Annotated in this window: 22 protein-coding genes and 1 tRNA gene; 8 read left to right on the top strand and 15 right to left on the bottom strand. The window is 68.8% G+C overall.

Annotation, left to right across the window (positions count from 1 at the left end; all coding sequences use genetic code 11):
* Positions 1–64: 64 nt before the first annotated feature.
* From ilvC to aroQ, 11 genes are all read right to left on the bottom strand, one after another.
* Positions 65–1,084: a ketol-acid reductoisomerase gene (gene ilvC / locus MKK67_RS32400; RefSeq protein ID WP_092043443.1), complete on the bottom strand. Its 1,020-nt coding sequence runs from the start codon at positions 1,082–1,084 to the stop codon at positions 65–67.
* A gap of 35 nt (positions 1,085–1,119) precedes the next feature.
* A complete protein-coding gene (locus tag MKK67_RS32405) occupies positions 1,120–1,785 on the bottom strand; it encodes a TetR/AcrR family transcriptional regulator C-terminal domain-containing protein (protein WP_279601940.1) in 666 nt (221 codons plus the stop codon).
* A 78-nt stretch (positions 1,786–1,863) separates the two neighbouring features.
* Entirely contained in the window at positions 1,864–2,505 is a 642-nt protein-coding gene (locus MKK67_RS32410; RefSeq protein ID WP_243973315.1) for a glutathione S-transferase family protein, read from the bottom strand.
* An 18-nt stretch (positions 2,506–2,523) separates the two neighbouring features.
* On the bottom strand, positions 2,524–2,910 hold the full coding sequence (locus tag MKK67_RS32415) for a type II toxin-antitoxin system PemK/MazF family toxin (RefSeq protein ID WP_243973317.1): 387 nt from the start codon (positions 2,908–2,910) through the stop codon (positions 2,524–2,526).
* Positions 2,873–3,109 (bottom strand): MazF family transcriptional regulator, encoded by a 237-nt coding sequence (locus MKK67_RS32420; RefSeq protein ID WP_243973319.1) that lies wholly within the window; start codon positions 3,107–3,109, stop codon positions 2,873–2,875. The genes MKK67_RS32415 and MKK67_RS32420 overlap by 38 nt, the downstream gene beginning before the upstream one ends.
* A gap of 47 nt (positions 3,110–3,156) precedes the next feature.
* A complete protein-coding gene (gene ilvN, locus MKK67_RS32425) occupies positions 3,157–3,699 on the bottom strand; it encodes an acetolactate synthase small subunit (RefSeq protein ID WP_058193937.1) in 543 nt (180 codons plus the stop codon).
* Between the two features lie 129 nt (positions 3,700–3,828).
* Positions 3,829–5,604: an acetolactate synthase 3 large subunit gene (locus MKK67_RS32430; RefSeq protein ID WP_243973320.1), complete on the bottom strand. Its 1,776-nt coding sequence runs from the start codon at positions 5,602–5,604 to the stop codon at positions 3,829–3,831.
* Positions 5,605–6,026: 422 nt separating this feature from the next.
* Positions 6,027–7,472 carry an amidase gene (locus tag MKK67_RS32435; RefSeq protein WP_243973322.1) on the bottom strand — a complete coding sequence of 482 codons (1,446 nt, stop codon included), beginning with the start codon at positions 7,470–7,472 and terminating at the stop codon, positions 6,027–6,029.
* Between the two features lie 339 nt (positions 7,473–7,811).
* Positions 7,812–8,891, bottom strand: coding sequence for a dihydroorotase (gene pyrC, locus MKK67_RS32440; protein WP_243973324.1), 1,080 nt, complete (start codon positions 8,889–8,891; stop codon positions 7,812–7,814).
* Between the two features lie 11 nt (positions 8,892–8,902).
* Positions 8,903–9,604, bottom strand: a complete 702-nt coding sequence (locus tag MKK67_RS32445) for an orotate phosphoribosyltransferase (protein ID WP_243973326.1) — start codon at positions 9,602–9,604, stop codon at positions 8,903–8,905.
* A 132-nt stretch (positions 9,605–9,736) separates the two neighbouring features.
* Positions 9,737–10,189, bottom strand: coding sequence for a type II 3-dehydroquinate dehydratase (gene aroQ, locus MKK67_RS32450; RefSeq protein WP_243944217.1), 453 nt, complete (start codon positions 10,187–10,189; stop codon positions 9,737–9,739).
* 378 nt (positions 10,190–10,567) lie between these two features.
* On the opposite strand from aroQ, the gene MKK67_RS32455 reads away from it, so the two are divergent.
* The 5 genes from MKK67_RS32455 to MKK67_RS32475 all read left to right on the top strand — a co-directional run bounded on the left by MKK67_RS32455 (position 10,568) and on the right by MKK67_RS32475 (position 15,735).
* On the top strand, positions 10,568–11,410 hold the full coding sequence (locus MKK67_RS32455) for a 3-keto-5-aminohexanoate cleavage protein (RefSeq protein ID WP_243973328.1): 843 nt from the start codon (positions 10,568–10,570) through the stop codon (positions 11,408–11,410).
* A gap of 45 nt (positions 11,411–11,455) precedes the next feature.
* A tRNA-Gly gene (locus MKK67_RS32460) sits at positions 11,456–11,529 on the top strand.
* A 107-nt stretch (positions 11,530–11,636) separates the two neighbouring features.
* The gene (locus MKK67_RS32465) at positions 11,637–11,924 is read left to right on the top strand and encodes an MTH1187 family thiamine-binding protein (RefSeq protein WP_092043425.1); all 288 of its coding nucleotides are present in this window, start codon (positions 11,637–11,639) and stop codon (positions 11,922–11,924) included.
* Between the two features lie 102 nt (positions 11,925–12,026).
* Positions 12,027–14,345, top strand: a complete 2,319-nt coding sequence (locus MKK67_RS32470; protein ID WP_243973330.1) for an FdhF/YdeP family oxidoreductase — start codon at positions 12,027–12,029, stop codon at positions 14,343–14,345.
* Between the two features lie 46 nt (positions 14,346–14,391).
* Positions 14,392–15,735 (top strand): pentapeptide repeat-containing protein, encoded by a 1,344-nt coding sequence (locus tag MKK67_RS32475; protein WP_243973332.1) that lies wholly within the window; start codon positions 14,392–14,394, stop codon positions 15,733–15,735.
* Between the two features lie 6 nt (positions 15,736–15,741).
* Here the strand turns inward: MKK67_RS32475 and MKK67_RS32480 are convergent, their stop codons facing one another.
* Both MKK67_RS32480 and selA read right to left on the bottom strand, forming a co-directional pair.
* Entirely contained in the window at positions 15,742–16,218 is a 477-nt protein-coding gene (locus MKK67_RS32480; RefSeq protein WP_243973334.1) for a MarR family winged helix-turn-helix transcriptional regulator, read from the bottom strand.
* Between the two features lie 114 nt (positions 16,219–16,332).
* The gene (gene selA, locus MKK67_RS32485; protein WP_243973336.1) at positions 16,333–17,790 is read right to left on the bottom strand and encodes an L-seryl-tRNA(Sec) selenium transferase; all 1,458 of its coding nucleotides are present in this window, start codon (positions 17,788–17,790) and stop codon (positions 16,333–16,335) included.
* A 224-nt stretch (positions 17,791–18,014) separates the two neighbouring features.
* Here selA and MKK67_RS32490 point away from each other — a divergent pair, with 224 nt between their 5' ends.
* Positions 18,015–19,028, top strand: coding sequence for an SDR family oxidoreductase (locus MKK67_RS32490; protein ID WP_243973338.1), 1,014 nt, complete (start codon positions 18,015–18,017; stop codon positions 19,026–19,028).
* Positions 19,029–19,934 carry an alpha/beta fold hydrolase gene (locus MKK67_RS32495; RefSeq protein ID WP_243973340.1) on the top strand — a complete coding sequence of 302 codons (906 nt, stop codon included), beginning with the start codon at positions 19,029–19,031 and terminating at the stop codon, positions 19,932–19,934.
* Here MKK67_RS32495 and MKK67_RS32500 read toward each other — a convergent pair.
* Together MKK67_RS32500 and MKK67_RS32505 are read right to left on the bottom strand one after the other, a co-directional pair.
* Complete coding sequence (locus MKK67_RS32500) at positions 19,931–20,191, bottom strand: hypothetical protein (protein ID WP_243973342.1); 261 nt, start codon at positions 20,189–20,191, stop codon at positions 19,931–19,933. The two genes, MKK67_RS32495 and MKK67_RS32500, sit on opposite strands and share 4 nt — an antisense overlap.
* Complete coding sequence (locus MKK67_RS32505) at positions 20,184–21,071, bottom strand: acyltransferase (protein ID WP_243973344.1); 888 nt, start codon at positions 21,069–21,071, stop codon at positions 20,184–20,186. Before MKK67_RS32505 ends, MKK67_RS32500 begins: the two co-directional genes overlap by 8 nt.
* A 343-nt stretch (positions 21,072–21,414) precedes the next feature.
* Here MKK67_RS32505 and MKK67_RS32510 point away from each other — a divergent pair.
* Positions 21,415–21,984 (top strand): Arm DNA-binding domain-containing protein (locus MKK67_RS32510; RefSeq protein WP_243973346.1); only part of this gene is annotated, 570 nt, incomplete at its 3' end.

Here is a 21,984-nt window from a genome sequence, read left to right on the forward strand (position 1 = left end):
GCTTTCGCGTGACCGGCCTGTCGGAGGTGCGGCCGAGCAAAGCCCGGCCGCGAGATCCCAAAAATCAGTTGCGGGTCTTGTCGACCAGCGCCTTCTCGGAGATCCACGGCATCATAGCGCGGAGCTTGGTGCCGACTTCCTCGATCGGGTGGGTGGCGAGCTTGGCGCGGGTCGCCTTGAACGAGGTCTGGTTGACCTTGTTCTCCAGCATCCAGTTGCGGGTGAAGGTGCCCGACTGGATGTCGTTGAGCACGCGCTTCATCTCGGCCTTGGTCTCGGGCGTGACGATGCGCGGGCCGGTGACGTACTCGCCGTACTCGGCCGTGTTGGAAATCGAGTAGTTCATGTTGGCGATGCCGCCCTCGTAGATGAGGTCGACGATCAGCTTCACCTCGTGCAGGCACTCGAAATAGGCCATCTCGGGGGCGTAGCCCGCCTCGACCAGGGTCTCGAAACCAGCCTTGATCAGCTCGACCAGACCGCCGCAGAGCACGGCCTGCTCGCCGAACAGGTCGGTCTCGCACTCTTCCTTGAAGGTCGTCTCGATGATGCCGGCGCGACCGCCGCCATTGGCCGAGGCGTAGGAGAGGCCGAGATCGTGGGCGTTGCCGGAGGCGTCCTGGGCGATGGCGATTAGGGTCGGCACGCCGCCGCCGCGCAGGTACTCGGAGCGCACGGTGTGGCCGGGGCCCTTCGGGGCGACCATCAGGACGTCGAGGTCCTTGCGCGGCTCGATCAGGTTGAAGTGGACGTTGAGGCCGTGGGCGAACAGGAGGGCGGCGCCCTCCTTCATGTTCGTCTCCAGGGACTCCCGGTAGATGTCGCCCTGCAGCTCGTCCGGGGTGAGCATCATCACCACGTCGGCCCACTTGGCGGCCTCGGCCACCGACAGGACCTTGAAGCCCTCGTGCTCGGCCTTCTTGGCGGTGGCGGAGCCCTCGCGGAGCGCAATGACGATGTCCTTCACGCCGGAATCGCGCAGGTTGAGCGCGTGGGCATGGCCCTGGCTGCCGTAGCCGACAATGGCGACCTTCTTGCCCTTGATCAGGTTCAGGTCGGCGTCGCGATCGTAATAAACCCGCATGTCGGTTTCCTCTTCGGAGTTGGTTTCGGGTGGGGTTAGGCTTTGGCCTGGCCGTACAGGGCCAGGAACTGCTCCACGGCGCGGCCCGCATCGCGCCGGATCTCGTCCGCGTCGAGGTCGAGCGCCTCGCCGAGCAGTAATCGGATCTGGATATCCCGGCCGACGAGGCCGAAGAAGGTCCGGAACGCTGCCTCGCTGTCGGCGAAGGCGAGCAGCCCCGCCGCGCGCCCGGCCTCCAGCACAGGCTTCACCCGCTCGCCGATGGCGAAGCGCCCGTTCGCGAGCACGATGCCGCCGAGATTGCTCTTGTGCGAGCCCGCATGGGCCACGGCGATCCGGTTCAGCGCCACCGAGGTGCGGCTGGTGATCACCGTGAGCCAGGAGACCGCGAAGTCCTGAAGATGCTCCCGCAGGCTGGTCCCGTCCAGCGCCTGGACGGCCTCCCGGCCCGCATGGACTCGGGACGCCTGCCACCGCACCGTCGCGGTGAGCAGGCCGTCGCGGTCGCCGTACCACTTGTACAGCGTCTCCTTGGAGCAGCTCGCCCGGCGGGCCACCGCGTCCATGGTGAGCTGCTCGCCCCCCTCGACCATCAGGGCGAGGACGGCATCGAGCACCGCCTGCTGGCGCACGGATGGCGGCTCCGGCGCCGCGGCGCCAGCCTCCCTCGTCTCCTGCCGCTGTGCGAGGCTCGACCGCATCGTTTCCAGTACCGTACCGTACGGTACGCTCGATAGAGCGATTCGCCGGGCGCCGCAAGGGGCCCGGCGCGGCTCGGTTCAGGCGGGCAGGCTCAGCCCCTCGCGGGCGAACACCGCCTGAACCGCCGGCCGCTCGGCGACCCGGCGGGCATGCGCGTGCCAGGCCGGAAAGCGCTCGGCCATGTCGAACCGGAGCGAGGAGCCGGACGCCCAGACCCAGAACACCATCAGGTAGGCGTCGACCACACCGTACCGGTCCCCGACCGCCCAGTCGCCATTCGAGAGATGGACCTCGGTCATGGTGCAGAGATCGCCGTAGGTGTCGGCGGCCTTGTCGCGGATGCCGGGGAAGGCGTCCTCGTCCGCCGTGTAGCGCTCCGGCCGGCGCACATGCGCGTAGGTGACGTGGTGGTTGGCGGCGAGCCAGCCGAGCCACTCGTCGGCTCGGGCTTGCTCACGCAGGTCGGTCGGCCAAAACCCCTTCTCGGGCACGGAGCGGGCGACGTGGCGCAGGATCGCGGCGCATTCGGTCAGCACCCAGCCGTCCTCAACCAGGGCCGGCACACGGCCGCGCTCGTTGATCGCCAGATATTCCGGCGCCCGCTGGTCCCCCGCCGCCAGGTTGAGCTTGACGCCCTCGAAGGGCAGCCCGGATTCCTCCAGGATGATGTGGGCGGCGAGCGAGCAAGCGCCGGGGGCGTAGTAGAGGGTGCGTGCCAAAGGATCCGTATCCTTGCTTCAGGAAGGCGGGTTGAACCCGAGGAGGTTCGCGAGCTTCTGGCGGACGGCATCGAGGGTTTCGACGGGAACACCGTCGATGCGGCGAAAGCCGCGTACCGCGCGATCGACGTTCCGGATCTGGTCGGTCAGGATCGCACCGGAGATCGCGAGCCCCTGCGGGAGCATGACTTTCGTCGGCCACGGGTCGATATTGCGCGTCACGGGGCAGACGATGGCGGTCGCGTTCCGCGCATGGAAATCGCGGCTCGTCAGAACGAGCGCGGGTCGAACGCCGGATTGTTCACGCCCTAGGGTCGGCCGGAGATCGACCCAGACGAGATCCCCGGCTTCCGGGAGGTCGCGGACGTCACGTCCAGTCGTCATGGATGATCTCGGCGCCGACATCCGGGCCCCAATCCACGACGGGGGGACGGTAGGCCGGTCCGAGCCGATCCATCTCGGCGATCATGTCCTGCAGCGTCTCTTTTCGCCGACGCGGCAGGATCTCGACGGTCTGGCCATCCGCCAGGCCGTGCCGATCGCCTTCCCCCGCAGGGATCCGGATCACGAATTCATCGCCGGCGCGCGTGAGCTTGGCTTCCATGAGAGCTTCTCCCACTCTCCGGACATCATAGCTCAATTGGCCGCTTCCTACAGCGGCTCCGAACCCCGCCCCATGGCGCTGATGCCGGTGCGGCAGATCTCCACCAGCCCGATGACGCTCATCAGACGCACGAACCGGTCGATCTCTTCGGTGGCGCCGGTGAGCTCGAACACGAAGGAGTTGAGGGTGGCGTCCAGCGTCTTGGCGCCGAAGGCGGCGGCCAGGCGCAGGGCCTCGCTGCGGTGCTCGCCCTCGCCCTTGACCTTCACCAGGCAGATCTCGCGCTCCAGCGCATTGCCCTGGAGCGTCAGGTCCACGACCCGATGGACCGGCACCAGCCGATCGAGCTGCGCCTTGATCTGCTCGATCACGGCGTTTGTGCCGGTGGTCACGATGGTGATGCGCGAGATATGGCGCGCCTCCTCGGTCTCGGAGACGGTCAGGCTCTCGATGTTGTAGCCGCGGCCGGAGAACATGCCGGAGATGCGCGCGAGCACGCCGGGCTCGTTGTCGACGATCACCGCGAGCGTGTGCCGGTTCACCGGCTCGACGCGGCCGGCATCGGGGTAGTGGGTGTTCATCGCGTTCATCGCCGGCTTCGTCCTCGTCCAATCCTGCTCGTGGCGGCGATCCGAGCGCGCCTTGCGCGAGGCAAGCGCGACCGCGCGCCGCCGCCCATGCGGCGGGCAGCGGCCCCGAAGGGCCGCCACCAGAAAACCTCACACCAGCATCTTGCCTTCCTCGGAGATCACGTCGCCGAGTTCGACGCCGGTCTCGCCGAGGTAATCGGACAGGAGCATCTCGTTATGCGCCTTGCCCGAGGGGATCATCGGGAAGCAGTTCTCGGTCTTGTCGACGATGCAGTCGAACAGCACCGGCCCGTCATAGGCCAGCATCTCCGCGATCGCGCCGTCGAGGTCGCCCGGCTTCTCGCAGCGCATGCCCTTGGCGCCGTAGGCCTCCGCCAGCTTGACGAAGTCCGGCAGGCTCTCGGAATAGCTCTGCGAGTAGCGCGAGCCGTGCAGCAGCTCCTGCCACTGCCGGACCATGCCCATGTACTCGTTGTTCAGGATGAACACCTTGACCGGCAGCCGGTACTGCACCGCCGTCGAGAGCTCCTGCATGTTCATCAGGATCGAGGCCTCGCCGGCGATGTCGATCACCAGCCCCTTCGGATGGGCGAGCTGCGTGCCGATCGCCGCCGGCAGGCCGTAGCCCATCGTGCCGAGACCACCTGAGGTCATCCAACGGTTCGGCTCGTCGTACTTGAAGTACTGCGCCGCCCACATCTGATGCTGGCCGACCTCCGTGGTGATGTAGGTCTCGCGGTCCTTGCAGGCCTCGTAGAGGCGCTGCACGGCGTATTGCGGCTTGATGATCGTCCCCGACGGCCAGTAGGCGAGGCAGTCGCGCGCCTTCCAGGCTCCGATCTTCTGGAACCACGGGTCGAGGTTGGATTTCTCCGGCCGCGACGGCAGGGCACGCCAGGCTTCCAGCATGTCGGCCAGCACCGAGGCGCAATCGCCCACGATCCCGACATCGACCTTGACCACCTTGTTGATCGAGGAGGCGTCGACGTCGATGTGGATCTTCTTAGAGAACGGCGAGAACGCGTCGAGCCGACCGGTAATCCGGTCATCGAACCGGGCGCCGACGCAGATCATCACGTCGCATTCGTGCATCGCCAGGTTGGCCTCGTAGGTCCCGTGCATGCCGAGCATGCCCAGGAACTTCGGATCCGTGCCCGGATAGGCGCCGAGCCCCATCAGGGTCGAAGTGACCGGGAAGCCGGTCTCGGCGACCAGCTCGCGCAGGAGCCGCGAGGCCTCGGGGCCGGAATTGATCACGCCGCCGCCGGTGTAGAAGACCGGCCGGCGCGCGGTCGCCATCAACTCGACCGCCGCGCGGATCCGGTCGGCATCGCCCTTGACGGCTGGGCGGTAGGTCTTGTGGCTCGCGATCTCCGGGCGCTCGTAGAGGCCGGAGGCGAACTGGATGTCCTTGGGCAAGTCGATCACGACCGGGCCGGGCCGGCCGTTGGCCGCGACGTAGAACGCCTCGTGCAGGATCCGCGGCAGGTCCTCGATCGATTTGACCAGGTAATTGTGCTTCGTGCAGTGGCGCGTGATGCCGACCGTGTCGCATTCCTGGAAGGCGTCGGTGCCGATCAGATGCGTCGGAACCTGCCCGGTGATGCAGACGAGCGGGATCGAATCGAGCAAGGCGTCGGTGAGACCGGTGACGATGTTGGTGGCGCCGGGGCCCGACGTGACCAGCACGCAGCCGACCTTGCCGGACGAGCGCGCATAGCCCTCGGCCGCGTGGACGGCGCCCTGCTCGTGGCGGACGAGCACGTGCTTCACCGCGTTCTGGTGGAACAGAGCGTCGTAGATCGGAAGTACGGCACCGCCCGGATAGCCGAACAGCGTGTCCACGCCCTGATCCCGGAATGCCCGGATGACCATCTCGGCCCCGGTCATGACCTCGCCGCCCATGCTCTCCTCCTCCGCTCCCCGGATCGTCAGCGGCGGTCGTGCGCCGCCGGACGGACCGGTTCCTTTCGTCCTGCACTCTCGTCACGCGAGGCGGCATCCGCCTCGCTCGAAAGTACTGTCTTCGTCGGTATCTCGAACGCGTGGATCTCGTTGGCCGTGATGCGTCACCGGGCAGCGGGCAATAAAAAAGGGCCCCGAGGGACCCTGCATGCGCCACCGCTCGGATTGCAGCCCTGATCTAGGGCCGCCCCGTCGGTAACGCTTCCGCTACAATAAGAACCGCGTTCATCGGATATCCGAGCCTGCCTCGCGGCGAACGCCAAATCCGGGGTCGGATTCATGCGACTCACGCGTGAAGTGTCGAGCCTCATACCGGAGCCCCGGGAACCGGTCAACGCGTTTGCCGAGGATCGGACGCGCGCTCAGTGCAGAGGCGGTGGCCGGCGGCGGACCCAGTTGCTCGCCGCGTCGTAGGCGGCGCCGAGTTGAAGGCAGGCGAGCTCGCCATGATTGCGGCCGACGATCTGGATGCCGGTCGGCAGGCCGGCCTCCCCGAAGCCCGCCGGAACGTCGAGGGCCGGCAGGCCGGACATCGTCACCGGGATCACGGTCTGCATCCACCGGTGGTAGGTGTCCATCGGGCGGCCGCCGACCTCCTGGGGCCAGCGCAGGCCCTTGTCGAACGGAAAGACCTGCGCGCTCGGCATGACCAGGTAATCGTAGCTTTCCATGAAGCGGCGCAGGGTCTCGTACCAGCGGGTACGCCCCTCCAGGGCGGCGGTGAGCCGGTCGACGGTGAGTTCGAGGCCGCGCTCGGCCTCCCAGATCGCTTCGGGCTTCATCTGTGCCCGGTGGGCGGGCTCGTCGTAGAGCGGCCGGAGCACCGGCGCGACCATCAGCGCTCGCAGGGTCAGGAAGTCGCGCCAGAGCTGCTCCATGTCGAACCGGGGCGCAGCCTCTTCGACCACGCAGCCGATCTCTGCGAAGGTGGCGAGCGCTGCGCGGCCGAGTTCGAGCACGCCGGGATCGAACGGGATCTGGCCGTTGCAATCACCCAGCCATGCGATCCGGGTCCCGCGGAAATCCCGGGCGAGCGGGTTCGCGAAGGCCGCTGGGTCCTGGCGGATCGTGTTCGGGCAGCGGGGATCGTAGCCCGCCTGGACTGAGAGCATCAGGCCGATATCCGCCGGGCTGCGCCCGACGGCGCCGAGCACCGACAGGCCTGGGCTGAACGCATCCTTGGTCTCGACCGGGATCCGGCCCCAGCTCGGGCGCAGGCCGTAGCAATTGTTGAAGGCCGGCGGGTTGCGCAGCGAGCCGCCGAAATCGCTGCCGTCGGCCACCGGCTGCAACTTCAGGGCGACCGCCACCGCGGCGCCGCCGCTCGATCCGCCGGCACTCTTCTCCGGATCGTAGGCGTTGCCGGTGGCGCCGTAGACCGGGTTGAAGCTGTGCGAGCCGAGCCCGAATTCGGGGATGTTGGTCTTGCCGATGAAGATCGCCCCGGCGGCGCGCAGCCGGGCGACCATGATCGTGTCGACTTGCGCGATCCGGTCGGCGAAGATCGGCGACCCTTGGGTGAACGGCAGTCCGCGCACCGCATCGAGATCCTTCACGGCGAGCGGAAACCCGTGCAGCGGACCGACCGCTTCGCCGCGGGCGAGCGCGGCATCCCGCGCCTCGGCCTCCTGGAGGAGCGCCGCATCGTCCTGAAGCCCGACGATGGCATTGACCTGCGGATTGAGCCGGTGGATCCGCTCCAGATAGGCGCGCATCACCTCGACGCAGGAGACGATCCGGCCGCGGATAGCGGCCGCGAGATCGACGGCGCCGAGCGCCGTGATGCCGTCCTGTCGCTCATCCTGCATGGTCGATCGTCTCCCTATCGCGGTCCGCGCCGGCATGGCCGAGGCTTGGCGAGGCCGATCACACGTTTGGTCGCGTGCGGCGGTCTACTACTCGCGATAGTTGGGGAGGCAAGAGATGTGCAGGGATTCGGCTGACGTTCCCGCTGCCTGACGAGCGGCCGGTGTCGCGCGCGCGATGCGCGGTCGTTCGTGATCCCGTCCCCAGGCTCAGCGCCGTCATTGCGAGCGTAGCGAAGCAACCCAGGGCAGCGGGCGCTCGCCGAATGTGGCGTTTCGCTGGATTGAGTCGCTACGCTCGCAATGACGGTGGGGCCGGTGCGAGCTCCTACCGGCGCCTTATCAGACCACCGCCCAAGGCAGCGTCTCATCCCCCCGGAACACCACCACGGCGGTGTCCTCCACGGTTACAGCCTCGATCACGCGGCTCTCCCGGCGCTCGAGAGTAACCGTGGCCGCGTTGGGCTCAAGCCCGTGGAAGCGCGCGCCGTTCAGCGACGCGAAGGCCTCGAATTTATCGAGCGCGCCCTCCTCGTCGAAGACCTGCACGTAGGTCTGCAGGGCACTCGGGCCGCAGAACACGCCGGCGCAGCCGCAGGACGCCTCCTTGGCGCCGCGGACATGCGGGGCCGTGTCGGTGCCGAGGAAGAAGCAGGCCTCTCCCGAGGTCGCGGCCGCGCGCAGGGCCAGGCGATGCCGCTCGCGCTTGGCCACCGGCAGGCAGTAGAGGTGCGGGCGCAGGCCCCCCTGGAAGATGTGGGTGCGGTTGATGACGAGGTGGTGGGGCGTGATCGTCGCCGCCACGCGGGTCCGGTTGGCCCGGACCACGTCGAGGATCTCGGCCGTGGTGGCGTGCTCGACGGTGACCTTCAGGCCCTGGTGCCGGGCGAGCAGCGGGATCAGGCTGCCCTCCATGAAGGCGGCCTCGCGGTCGAAGATGTCGATCTCCGAGTCGGTCGCCTCGCCGTGGATCAGGAGCGGCATGCCGATCCGCTCCATCCGCTCCAGAACGGGCGCGATCCCGATCAGGTCGGTGACGCCCGCATGCGAGTTCGTCGTGGCGCCGGCCGGGTAGAGCTTGGCCGCGATCCAGACCTTTTCCGCAAAACCCCGCGCGATCTCGTCCCGGTCGGTATCGTCCCGCAGATAGCAGGTCATCAGCGGGGTGAAGTCCATCCCGTCCGGCAGCGCGGCCAGGATCCGCTCGCGATAGGCGCGCGCGGCCGCCACGGTCGTGACCGGCGGGACCAGGTTCGGCATGATGATGCCCCGGGCGAACTGGGCCGCCGTGTAGGGCAGCACCGCCTTCAGCATCGCGCCGTCGCGCAGGTGGATATGCCAATCGTCCGGCCGGCGGATCGTGATCCGGTCGGCCGGCTTCGCCTCCTGGCGCTCGGCGGGAAACAGCTCGGCGACGCCCATCGCGAAACTCCTCAGCCCTGACCGAAGGACGCGATGCCGCCATGGGCCGCCGACCACTCCGCCGGGGCGTTGAGGAAGCGCTCGACCTCGGCCAGGGTGTTGGCGTCGAAGGTGCCCATCTCCTTGGCCACCGCCAGCACGTCCCACCAGGTGGTGAGGTAGTGCAGCTTGATGCCGATCTCCTGCATCAGGGCGGCGCTGCCGGGGAAGATGTCGTAGTAGAACAGCACGAAGCAGTGATCGACGTTGGCGCCGGCGTCGCGCAAAGCCTGGCAGAAATTGACCTTGCTGCGCCCGTCGGTGGCGAGATCCTCGACCAGCAGGGTCCGGGCGCCCTCGACCACCTCGCCCTCGATCTGCGCGTTGCGGCCGAAGCCCTTGGGCTTCTTGCGCACATACTGCATCGGCAGCATCAGCCGGTCGGCGATCCAGGCGGCGAACGGGATGCCGGCGGTCTCGCCGCCCGCGATATGGGTGAGCGACTCGTAGCCGATCTCGCGCACGATCGTGGAGGCGGCGAAGTCGATCAGCGTCGAGCGCAGGCGCGGGAACGAGATGATCTTGCGGCAGTCGATATAGACCGGGCTGGCCCAGCCGGACGTGAACTTGAACGGCTCGTCCTTGTAGAAATGGACGGCCTGGATCTCGAGGAACATCTTGGCCGCCTCGCGGGCGATCAGCGTCCGGTCGATGGGCAGGAACGACGTGGTCATGCGGCGTGCGCGCTCCGCTGGGGCACTCTCCGCCGGGGCCGGCCTGGAAGAGCGCGAGGATGGGAAGGCCTGACCGGTCTCCTCCGCCCTGTCTCCGCCAGCGTCAACCCTGAAGCTGACGCTATCCGCCGCTCAGGCTGCGCCGGCCCTGGCCCGAAGCTCCGCCAGATGCCGGATCGCCAGGGCGTAGCCATGCGTGCCGAAGCCGGCCAGCACTGCGGTCGCGGCGAGAGACACGTAGGAGTGATGGCGAAACGCCTCGCGCCGGTGGACGTTCGAGATATGGCACTCGATCACCGGTACCTCGCAGGTGTTGAGCGCGTCGAGGATCGCCACCGAGGTATGGGTATAGGCGCCGGCATTGATCACGATGCCGGCGGACTCGACCCGGAAGGCGTGGATCGCGTCGATCAGCGCGTGCTCGGCGTTGCTCTGGCGGAAATCCACATTGAGCCCGAAGCCGGCGGCAGTCTCGCGGCACAGGGCCTCGACATCGGCCAGGGTCTCGCGCCCGTAGATCTCCGGCTGCCGCTTGCCGAGCAGGTTCAGGTTCGGCCCGTTCAGGACCAGGACGGTGTCGATCATCGCTTTCCTCGCCGCCTGGTGCGGCCAGCCTCCAAGCCCCGATGCGCTGAGACCTTCGTTCGCTTGCTCCCATCCACGCCCTCATCCTGAGATGCGCGCAGCGAGCCTCGAAGGAGCCCTCCAGGAAATCGCGCGGCAAGCTGGAGGCCTCCTTCGAGGCGTCCGCTGCGCGAACGCGCCTCAGGATGAGGGCGCGGGTTGGTTCGCCCCGTTGTGGCCGTGCGTTGGGTGAGCGTCAAACACGTCCCCACATTCGCCCTGTCACCGGCCCCGAGATGTCCCGCCCCGGGCGTCCTCTCCCCGCCTCGGCGGTTCAGTTTCCCCACGCGCGGCGTTATCCCGGGCTCGAACCAGCCGAACGATCAGGGAGAAGATGCGATGGCAGGATCCCCGAGCGAAGCGCCCGTGGTGATCGCGGTGGCGATCACCGGCTCGGTGCCGCGCAAGACAGACAACCCGGCCGTGCCGATCACCGTGGCCGAGCAGATCGAATCGACCCGGCAGGCCTTCGAGGCGGGCGCGACCCTGGCCCATATCCACGTGCGCAACGACGACGAGTCGCCCTCCTCGGACCCCGAAAAATTCGCGGCCGTGCAGGAGGGGCTGCGCAAGCACTGCCCCGGGATGATCGTGCAATTCTCTACCGGCGGGCGCGGGCGCGATCCCGCGGCCCGGGGGCTCTCGCTCAAGCACCGGCCCGACATGGCCTCGCTCTCCACCGGCTCGGTGAACTTCCCGACCATCGTGTACGAGAACAGCGCCAGCCTCGTGACCGACCTCGCCGGCCAGATGAAGCAGTATGGCGTGCGGCCCGAGATCGAGATCTTCGACCTGTCGCACCTGCACGGGGCCAAGCGGCTCATCGAGGCCGGCCTGATCGACGCGCGCCCGCACGTGCAGTTCGTGATGGGCGTCCAGAACGCGATGCCGGCCGAGGAGCACCTCCTCGACATCCTGCTCGCCGAGACCCGTCGGATCCTGCCCGAGGCCACCTGGACCGCCGCCGGGATCGGCCGAAACCAAGCGGTGGTGATGGACTGGGCGCTGGCCCGCGGCGCCGACGCGGTCCGCACCGGCCTCGAGGACAACATCCGGGTCACCAAGGACCGGCTGGCGGCGAGCAACGCCGAGCTGGTCACCCTTGCCGCCGACGCAGTCCGCCGCCACGGCCGCCAAGTTGCGAGCCCGTCCGAGGCGCGGGCCGCGCTGGGACTGGCCTGAGACTGTCTTCTCACGGGCCGGACGGCGTGCTAACGGTCCGCCCGCGCGGGTGTAGCTCAATGGTAGAGCAGCAGCCTTCCAAGCTGAATACCCGGGTTCGATTCCCGGTACCCGCTCCACGCCTGCCTCACATCAAGGCGGCGGATCCCCGGCAGGCGCCCCCATCCCGTTCGTATCCGTCGCCCCGTCGAGTGCGGAGCGTCCCGGCTTCTAGGGAAGCATCACCATGAAGGTATCCGCCGATCTGTGCATCGTACCGATGGGCGTCGGGCCGTCGGTCTCGCCCTACGTGCGCGAGATCAAGGCAATCATCGAGGCGAGCGGCCTGACCGCCACAATGCATCCGAATGGGACGAACATCGAGGCCGAGTTGTCGGAGGTCTGCGCCCTGGCGGAGCGCTGCGAGGCCCGGCTCGCCGAACTCGGCGTCGAGCGGACCTTCTTCACGCTGATCTTCTCGACCCGCCGGGACAAAGAGCAGTCCATGGCCGACAAGCTCGCCGCCGTTTCCTGAGCGATGGCCGGCCGGGGAGCCGCGGTGACGCGCCCCCGATCCGACCCGCATCCTCGCGCGTTCCCTCCGGTCCGGACACCAGGGTGCCGGGAGGAGGACGGCATGACCGAGCAGAACACCGGCGACGTGCGGATCGAACCCTACGACAGCCCAGCGGGCGGCTGGGGCTCGGCCCGCTCGCTGGTCGAGATTCTGACCCGCGAGGGTGTCCCGGTCACCGGCTCGGCCATGCTGCTGAAGCAGAACAAGCCGGACGGGTTCATGTGCGTGTCCTGCGCCTGGGCTAAGCCGGCCAAGCCGCTGGCCTTCGAGTATTGCGAGAACGGCGCCAAGGCCACCGCCTGGGAGCAGACCCGGCGGCGGGCGACGCCGGACTTCTTTGCCGCCCACACCGTCACCGAGCTGCTCGGCTGGAGCGACTATGCGCTCGAGGAACAGGGCCGGCTCACGCACCCCATGCGCTACGATCCCGAGACCGACCGGTACCGGCCGGTCTCCTGGGGCGAGGCGTTTGCCGAGATCGGGCGGGAGCTGAAGGCGCTACGCGAAGAGGACCCGAAATCGGCGGTGTTCTACGCCTCCGGCCGGGCCTCATTGGAGACCAGCTACATGTGGGCGCTGCTGGCGCGCCTCTACGGCAACAACAACCTGCCGGACTCCTCCAACATGTGCCACGAGCCGACCTCGGTGGCGCTGCCGCAATCGATCGGTGCGCCGGTCGGCACGGTCCTGCTGGAGGATTTCGAGTCGACCGACCTGATCTTCTTCTTCGGCCAGAATGTCGGCTCGAACGCGCCGCGGATGCTCCACCCGCTCCAGGAGGCGCGGCGCCGGGGGGCGCAGATCATCACCTTCAACCCGCTGCGCGAGCGCGGGCTGGAACGCTTCACCAACCCGCAATCGCCGGTGGAGATGCTGACGCGCTCGGCCACCAAGATCTCGACGCAGTATCACCAGGTCAAAGCCGGGGGCGATCTCGCGGCGATCACCGGCCTGTGCAAGTCCCTGCTCGCCATGGACCGGGACGCCACCGCGTCCGGCAAGCCCGCCATCCTCGACCACGCCTTCATCGCCGAGCACACCCATGGCTTCGACGCGTTCGTGGCGTTCTGCGATCGCGCGGATTGGGCGGCGATCGAGCGGCGCTCCGGCCTCACCCGCCCGGCCCTCGAAGCCGCAGCCGGGGTCTATGCCCGCGCCAAGGCGGTGATCGGCATCTACGGGATGGGGCTGACCCAGCACCGCAAGGGCACCGAGACCGTGCGGATGCTGGTCAACCTGTTGCTGCTGCGCGGCAATATCGGCAAGCCCGGCGCCGGGATCTGCCCGGTGCGCGGCCACTCGAACGTGCAGGGCCAGCGCACGGTCGGCATCACCGAGAAGCCGGAGCTGGCGCCGCTCGACAAGCTGAAGGAACTCTACGACTTCGAGCCGCCGCGGGAGAAGGGCCTGAACACGGTCGAGACCTGCGAGGGCATCCTGGACGGCAGCGTCCGGGCCTTCGTCAGCCTCGGCGGCAACTTTTTGCGCGCGATCCCCGATACCGGCCGGATGGAGCCGGCCTGGCGGCGGCAGCGCCTGACGGTGCAGATCTCGACCAAGCTCAACCGCTCGCATCTGGTCAACGGCGCCGTCGCCTACATGCTGCCCTGCCTCGGCCGGATCGAGATCGACCAACAGGCGAGCGGGCCGCAGGCGGTCTCGATGGAGGATTCCACCGCGCGCTTCCACGGCTCCCGCGGCGTATCCGATCCGGTCGGCCCGGAGGTGCGCTCCGAGCCCTGGATCGTGGCCGAGATCGCCAAGGCGGCGCTGCCGCCCAACCCGCGGATCGACTGGGATGCCTGGGTTGCCGACTACGCCCGCGTGCGCGACGCGATCGAGGCGACCTACCCGAAGGTGTTCCACGACCTGAACGGGCAGATGTTCCGGCCGGGCGGGATCACCAAACCGCTCGGCGCGCGCGACCGGAAATGGGAGACCGACACCGGCAAGGCGAACTTTGCGGTGCCGGAGGGACTGGAGGCCGATCCCGACCTGCCGGCGCACGGCCCGGACGTGCTCGACCTGATCACCCTGCGCTCGAACGACCAGTTCAACACCACGGTCTACGGCTACGACGACCGCTTCCGGGGTGTGAAGGGCACCCGGGACATCCTGTTCATGAACCGGGCGGACATCACCCGGCTCGGGCTGAAGGATGGCGGCTCCGTCGATGTGGAGGCGGTGGCCGGCGATGCGGTCACGCGGCGCGTTGGCGGCCTGCGGGTGATCGCCTACGACATCCCGCCGGGAAACTGCGGCGGCTACTACCCGGAATTGAACGTCCTGCTGCCGCTCTGGCACCACGACGAGCAGTCCAAGACCCCCGCCGCCAAGGCGATCACCGTGCGGGTGAGCGCGTCGATGCCGAGGACCTGATCCGAGGCATCTGGCGCGCCGCCGTTCTCTCCGGCAAAGAGCCCGGATGGATCAGGTGACGCCCCGAGACGTGGAGCCGCGCCTGCGCGGGCTCCTGGACCTGATCGCGGCCGGCACGCCCGTTCGCGAGCCGGGCCTCGACCTCGCGCATGTGGATGCGAGCAGCGCCGCGCTTGCTGGCGGGACCGCGCCGGCCGACGCGGAATCGGGCGGCCTTCCGCTCGCAGGGGCCGACCTGTCCCGCGCCCGCATGGAGGAGGCCGACCTGTCGGGCGCCAATCTGCGCCGGGCGAGCCTTACCGGCGCGGTCGGGCGCTCGACCCGCTTCGTCGGGGCGATCCTGGAGGAGGCCGACTTGTCGGAGGCCGACCTGTCGGGAGCAGACTTCGCCGGCATCACGGCGGGTCAGGTCAAATTCGCGTCCGCCATGCTGGAGGATGCCCGCTTCGGCCAGGCGGCGATGCGCTTCGCCGACCTGTCGGGGGCGCTTCTGGACGGGGCGAATTTTACCGAAGCCGACCTCTGGGGCGCGGATTTCTCCGGGGCCGACGCGGACGACACCGTGTTCCGCGACGCGCGGCTCGACGAAGCCAAGCTCGCCGATGCCAACCTGACCCATGCCGATTTCGAGGGCGCCAGCCTGACCAAGGCTTCGCTGGCGGGCTCGCGCCTGCGCGGTGCCAAGTTCACCGGGGCGAAGCTCGACGGCGCCGACCTGTCCGGCGCGGATCTGTCGGATACCGACCTCGTCCGGCTCAACCTCGCCACCTGCCGGCTGCGGCATGCCCGCTTCGCCGGCGCCTGGCTCAACGGCACCCGGATGAACGTCGAGCAGCTCGGCGGCGCCGTGGGCGAAGAGGTGGCGGGCGCCTACGAGCTGGCGCAGGCGAGCTACCTCGCCCTGGAGCAGAACTGGAAGAGCATCGGCAGCCACGATGCGGCGAGCTGGGCCTACAAGCGCGGCCGCCGGATGGGCCGCTTCCATGCCGGAGCGCAGGCGCGCGCCGCCTGGGCCGGGCGCGACGGGGCTGGAATCCTGCGCCACGGCTACCGCTGGACCGCCGACCGCTTCGTCGAATGGCTGTGCGATTACGGCGAGAGCCTGTCGCGCATCGCCCGGGCCTTCGCGCTCCTGATCGTCGTGTTCGCCGGCCTCTACGGGCTCACCGGCGGCCTGATCGTGCTGGAGGGTCCCGAGGCGGGGCCGACCTACAACCCCATCGACCTGATGAGCTACAGCGCGCTCAACATGATGACTGCCAACCCGCCGGACATCGGCCTCAAGCCGACTGGGCGGGTGACCAACCTGCTGGTCGGCCTCGAAGGCGCGGTCGGCATCATCCTGATGGGGCTCTACGGCTTCGTGCTGGGCAACCGCCTGCGCCGATGAAATCCGTCAGTCGTTGCCGTTGCCGTTCAGCCGCTCGATCAGGATTCCGAGATCCTTGCGCAGGGCCTGGATCTCCGGCTCGCTGAGTTCCAGCTGGCACATCACGCTCTCGCGCACCGTCACGGCCTCCGACCGCAAAGCAGCGCCCTGCGGGGTCAACGCGATCTCGACCTCGCGCTCGTCGGACTGACGCCGAGTCCGGACCAGGAAGCCGGCACTCTCCAGGCGCTTCAGCACCGGCGTGAGCGTGCCGGAATCGAGCCGCAGCCGCCGGCCGATCTCCGAGACCGTCACCCCGTCCTGCTCCCACAACACGAGCAGCACGAGATATTGCGGATAGGTCAGGCCGAGCCGCTCCAAAAGCGGCCGGTAAGACTTCGTCATCCGGTGCGCGGCCGCGTAGAGCGCGTAGCAAAGCTGGTTATCGAGGAGGAGCGGATCTGTTGCCGGCTCCGCCTCGATCGTGTCCACAGAATACGCCATGTTGCTCGCCCATCGCGGTTCGGGTGCCGCTCGTCTCGCACCGCGACCGCGGGTCGGTCCTTCTAGCATAACATGCTCAGTCCGGGCGCAAGCTCCAGCTCGACATCCGGTTTCTCAACAACTCCGGCCGTCCGACGCTCCATCACCTGGCGATGACATGTTCGATAGGCTGTCCAGCAGCCCGGCCTCGTCCTCGAGCGTCCGCAGGTCGAGCACGACGGCATCGCCGCTGATGCGGCCGATCACCGGCACCGGCAAGCCGCGCAGGCGCTCGGCCAGGCGCTTGCAGCGCCCCCCGCCGCCCCGGCGTGCGCCCCCGGCCTCCGGCACCAGCACCAGGGCGGCGCTGGGCAGGGTCTCCACCGGCAGCGCACCGGAACCGATCTGGCTGATGCACTCCGCCACCGAGACATTGGCCCAGCCCGAGAGCCGCTCCGCGACCGCCGGCGCCAGAGCCCGGGCCTGCGCGTCGATCGCCGCGCACGGGCGGGTGAGCAGGCGCAGGGTCGGCAGTTCCTCCGCCAGCCGCTCGGGGTGGAGGTAGAGGCGCAGCACCGCCTCCAGGGCCGCGTAGGTCATCTTGTCGACCCGCAGCGCCCGCTTCAGCGGGTTCTTGCGCACCCGGGCGATCAGGTCCTTGCGCCCGGCCACGATCCCGCACTGGACCGCGCCGAGCAGCTTGTCGCCGCTGAAGGTGACCACATCCGCCCGGGCCAGAGCCACCCGCACGGTGGGCTCGGGCGGCAGGCCGTAGGCGGCGAGGTCGACCAGGCTGCCACTGCCGAGATCCTCCGCCAGGGGCACGCCGTGCTCGCGGCAGAGGGCGTGGAGCGCCATCGGCTCCGCCTCGGCGGTGAAGCCGGAGATCGCGTAGTTGCTCGGATGCACCTTCATGACGAGGCCGGTGCGCGGGCCGATCGCCTCGGCGAAATCGCGCAGATGGGTGCGGTTGGTGGTGCCGACCTCGCGCAGCCGGCAGCCGGCCCGGGCCATCACGTCGGGCACCCGGAACGAGCCGCCGATCTCCACGAGCTCGCCGCGCGAGACCACCACCTCCTTGCGCATCGCCAGGGCGTTCAGCACCAGCAGGACCGCGGCGGCGTTGTTGTTGACGACCACCGCGGCCTCGGCCCCGGTCAGGCGGCAGATCAGGCCCTCGACGTGGTCGTCGCGCTCGCCCCGAGCCCCGGTGGCGAGATCGAATTCGAGGTTGCTCGCCTGGACCATCACGGCGGCCACCGCCTCCGCGGCGGAGCGCGGCAGAAGCGCCCGGCCGAGATTGGTGTGCAGCACCGTGCCGGTGAGGTTAAACACCGGCCGCAGGGACGCCCGCCGCTCGGCCGCCAGGTTCTGCGCGACCGCCTCGCGGATCGCCGCCTCCTCCGGCACCGGTCCGCCCTCCGCCCGGATCCCGGCGAGGACGGCCCGCACGGCCGCGGTGACGGCCGTGCGCCCATAGGCGGCGAGCATCGCCTCTGAGGCCCCGCCGACGAGGCGTTCCACCGCGGGGATCCGGCGCGGAGCCTGCTGGGCGTCTTCGGGGGGCGGGCTGGCTGTCACTGAGGATGTCATGGTCCGACGTGAGATAAGGATGTCCGCGCCGAGGACTACCCCGCCCCGCCACGGGCGATCCCCGCAGTATCGGCACCGGAGGCTCCGGGCGCCTGCGACGCCTGCGACGCGATCACCCCCGGCCGAGCCGGAACCGTACGGCCCGCCGGGTGACTAACCCCATGCGCGTGGACGCGCCGGCCCCGCATGGCCGGCCGCGGGGATCGCGAATGAGGGGAAGAGCGATGAGGCACAAGCCGCTCAGCGAGCAGGTCGTGGTGATCACCGGCGCATCGTCCGGCATCGGCCTCGCGACCGCCCGGATGGCGGCCGAGCGCGGCGCCCGGGTCGTGCTGGCCGCCCGCAGCGGCGACGCCCTGGCCGGGATCCAGGCCGAGATCGAGGGTGTGGGCGGCAAGGCGCTCCACGTGGTCGCCGATGTCGGCAACCGGGCCGAGGTCCAGGCGATCGCCGACCGGGCGATCGCGACGTTCGGCGGCTTCGACACCTGGGTCAACGTCGCGGGCGCCTCGATCTACGGCCGCCTGCGCGAGATCAGCGACGAAGACCATCAGCGCCTGATCCAGACCAATCTCTGGGGCACGATCTACGGGTCCCTGGTCGCCGTGGAGCACCTGAACAAGCAGGGCGGCGCCCTGATCAACGTCGGCAGCATCGCGTCCGACCTCGCCTTCCCGTTCCAGGGCATGTACGCGGCCTCCAAACACGCCGTGAAGGGTTTCACCGACGCCCTGCGCATGGAGCTGATGGTCGAGGACGCGCCGATCTCGGTGACGCTGGTCAAGCCGGCCTCGATCGACACGCCGCTGCCGCAGCGCGCCCGAAACTACATGGACCGCGAGCCGAGCCTGCCGCCGCCGATCTACCCGCCCGAGGAGGTCGCCAACGCGATCCTGCACGCGGCGGTGCATCCGCAGCGCGACATCTTCGTCGGCGGCGCCGGCAAGGCCTTCGTCGCCGGCAAGGAATTCGCCCCGGGCGCCTACGATTACATGGGCCCGGCGATCATCGCGATGCAGAAGCGCGGGATCCCGCCCCGCGACCCGGCCGGAGCGTTGCACGCGCCGGTCTCGGCCGGTGCCACCCGTGGCGACCCGCCCGTCTACGTGATGCGCACCAGCGCCTACACCCGGGCGAGCCTGCACCCGCTCGCCACGGCGGCCGGGCTGCTCGGGGTCGGCACGGTGGCGGCCCTGGCCCTGATCGGGACCGCCCCGGCCCGCAGGAAGCGCCTGTAATTGGCCCTCGCCGCGCGCACCCTCCCGGGTCCAGCCCAGCCGACGCGGGACGAGCAGGCCGATCCCCGCATCGTTTCGCGCCGGTTCGTCCACCTGCCGGACGATCGGACCATCGCGTATGCCGAAACGGGCTCTGGCCCCGATCTCGTGGCGATCCACGGCACGCTGATGTGCCTGGAAGACCAGTGGCTCGGGCCGGTGCCGGCCCTGGCCGAGCATTTTCGGGTGGTCGCCGTCGACCGGCCCGGCCACGGGTTCAGCCTGCGACCGCGGGGACGCGGCGCCGACATCTGGGACCAGGCCGCGCGCATCCGGGACGCGGTCCAGCGCTTGGGTCTGAAGCGTCCGGTGATCCTCGGTCACTCGTTCGGCGGCGCGGTCGCGCTGGCCTACGGGATGCTCTACCCGGACGAGATCGCTGGCATCGTCGCCCTGGCGCCAATCTGCTTCCCGGAGCTGCGCCTGGAACACCTGCTGTTCGGGCCGCGGGCGCTGTCACCGGGCGGCGATCTCCTGACCCGAATTCTGCATGCATCGAGCGATCCTGCGCTGCTGCCAATGCTCTGGCACGCCATGTTCCTACCCCAGGCCATGCCGCAGCGCTTTCGCCAGAATTTTCCGTTCGCACTGGCCGGCCGCGCTGCGCAGATCACCGCCGAGGGCGAGGATGCCGCCTGGCTCTGGCCGGCGCTGTCCCGCAGCGCGATGCGCTACCCGAACCTCCGGGCCCCCACCCGCATCCTGTGCGGCGGCGCCGACATCGTGGTGAATTCCTACCTCCACGGGGCCGCGGCCGCCCGGATGATCCCGACGGCGACGCTGGAGATGCTGCCCGGGGCCGGGCACATGTTCCCGCATACCCATGCCGACGTGGTCGTGCGCGCCGCCCTGTCGATCGGGCGTTAGTCGTCCCCGCGTGGATCCGGGCGAGGCCCGAGCAGCCAGCGCTCGTCGATATCGGTGGCGTTGCGATCGGCCATTGGCTGGGTCTCGTCGCCCTCGGCGAAGATCACCGCGTCGCCCGGCCCGACATCGCGGCTGGCGTAGAAATCCCAGCGCCGATGGATCACCCGCGGGCCGCCGAAAATGCGAACCGCGTTCCAGTAGCGGTCGTCCCGGAAGCCGACATAGTGGACCGATGGGGCGGAGGGGCGCTCACCCAAGCCACAGGACCTTGCGGGCTTCGGCGAGCAGGACCACGTGCTGCACCGAGGCCGGTCCCTCGTCGGGAATCGCGCTGCTGGCCTCGCCGATCAACCGCCGGAACTTCTTGCGGTTCAAGCCGCGCCAGCTCTGGCAGGCGAGGACCGCCGCCAGCACGGTCTGGACCGCCTCCGTCCGGTAGTTCGCCTCGGCCAGGGCGAGCTGGCCATCCGCCGCCCGGGACGAGCCCTCGGCCGGTCGCGGCTTCTCGCGTGACAGGCCGGGATCGGATCCGTCGTCGGGGATCAGGTTGATGTCCCAGCTGACGTTCTCGCGCACGACCCGGGCGGGCGACCCGTAGGCCAGGGTGTTGCCCGGGATCACGCCGCTGACGATGGACTGGGCCCCGATGATCGCCCCATCGCCGATATGCGCGCCCTTGAACACGCTGACATTGCGGCCGAGCCGGACCCGGTGGCCGACATGGATCGGCCGCGAAGGGTTGATCCGCCGGCCGGAATCCAGATCGATGATCGAATGGGCGTCGCTCACCCAGAAATTGACGCCCTCCGAGATCAGGCAATTGTGCCCGATCGTGATCGGCTTCGTCTCATGGACGAAGACCTGGCCCTCGTTGGCAAACGCGCTGTGATGCCCGATCAGGAGCTTCGAATGCGGGCAGACATAGATCTGCACGGACGCCAGGCGCACGCCGTGCCCGATATGGACGGTGGAGCTCGGCCCGCAGGTGAGCGACATCCGCTCGAACGCGTTGGCGCCATCCCCGATCAGCACATGGCTGCCATCGCCGTTGATGGTGATCGTCCCATCGGACTTGTCCAGGAAATCCTGCGCGATCTGGATCTTGTTATTGCCGTTGTTCAACAGACGCACAGGCACACAACATCTCCGGGCACATCACTCAGACGCGGGTATGTAGCGTGAGGACCACGCGGATCGATCGCGAGCGTCAGAAACTCGGGTGAAGCACGCCGTCTACGCCGGTTACCGATGCGACTTCGCCCCGGATCAGATTTCGGCCAGCACTGGTGGGCGGTGAGGGACTCGAACCCCCGACCCTCTCCGTGTAAAGCCGAGAGCCGGTGTGATCATACGGCATCAGCCGGTAGCATTAGGTGTGATCGACCAACGGCTTGCGCAGCAGACCCTCTTCCCGGCGGAGGCATAAGGGAGCATTAGAAAGCGCAGTGGCGCTTCCCATACGCTTCCCAGCCGAGCCCCCATGCGACTGACCCGTGCGAACGTCGGGACCCTCGAAATACCGGCGGGTAAATCCGAGCGGATCGTTTTTGACGATGGCTTACCGGGCTTCGGCATACGCCTGAGGGCTGGCGGCAAACGTACCTGGATCGTGCAGTACCGGGTCGGCGCAAAGCACCGCCGAATCACCTTGGCAAACGCCGCAGCTCTTGATCCTGATGAGGCTCGGAAACGCGCCAGGGATATTCTCGCCAAGGTGCAGCTCGGCGGCGACCCGCAGACGGAAAAGGCTGAGGCGCGCGCTCGCGCGGCAGTTACCTTGTCCAGCATCGTGGCGGAATATCTGCGTCACGCAGAGGCTCGCTTACGGCCGAGTTCGTACGCTGAAGCCGAAAGGTACCTGCGCCGCTACCTAGCCCCGCTGCATGACTTATCAGCCCACGGTACTGCACGGCGTGACGTGGCTGCCTGGTTAAATTCGGTTGCAGAGAAGCATGGCCCCCACGCGGCGAATCGTGGACGCACTTGCCTCTCAGCGTTGTTTTCGTGGGCGATGCGCCAGGGGTACGCCGAGGCAAACCCTGTCGCCGCA

The sequence above is a fragment of the Methylobacterium sp. J-072 genome, from assembly GCF_022829425.1.
GTDB lineage: Bacteria > Pseudomonadota > Alphaproteobacteria > Rhizobiales > Beijerinckiaceae > Methylobacterium.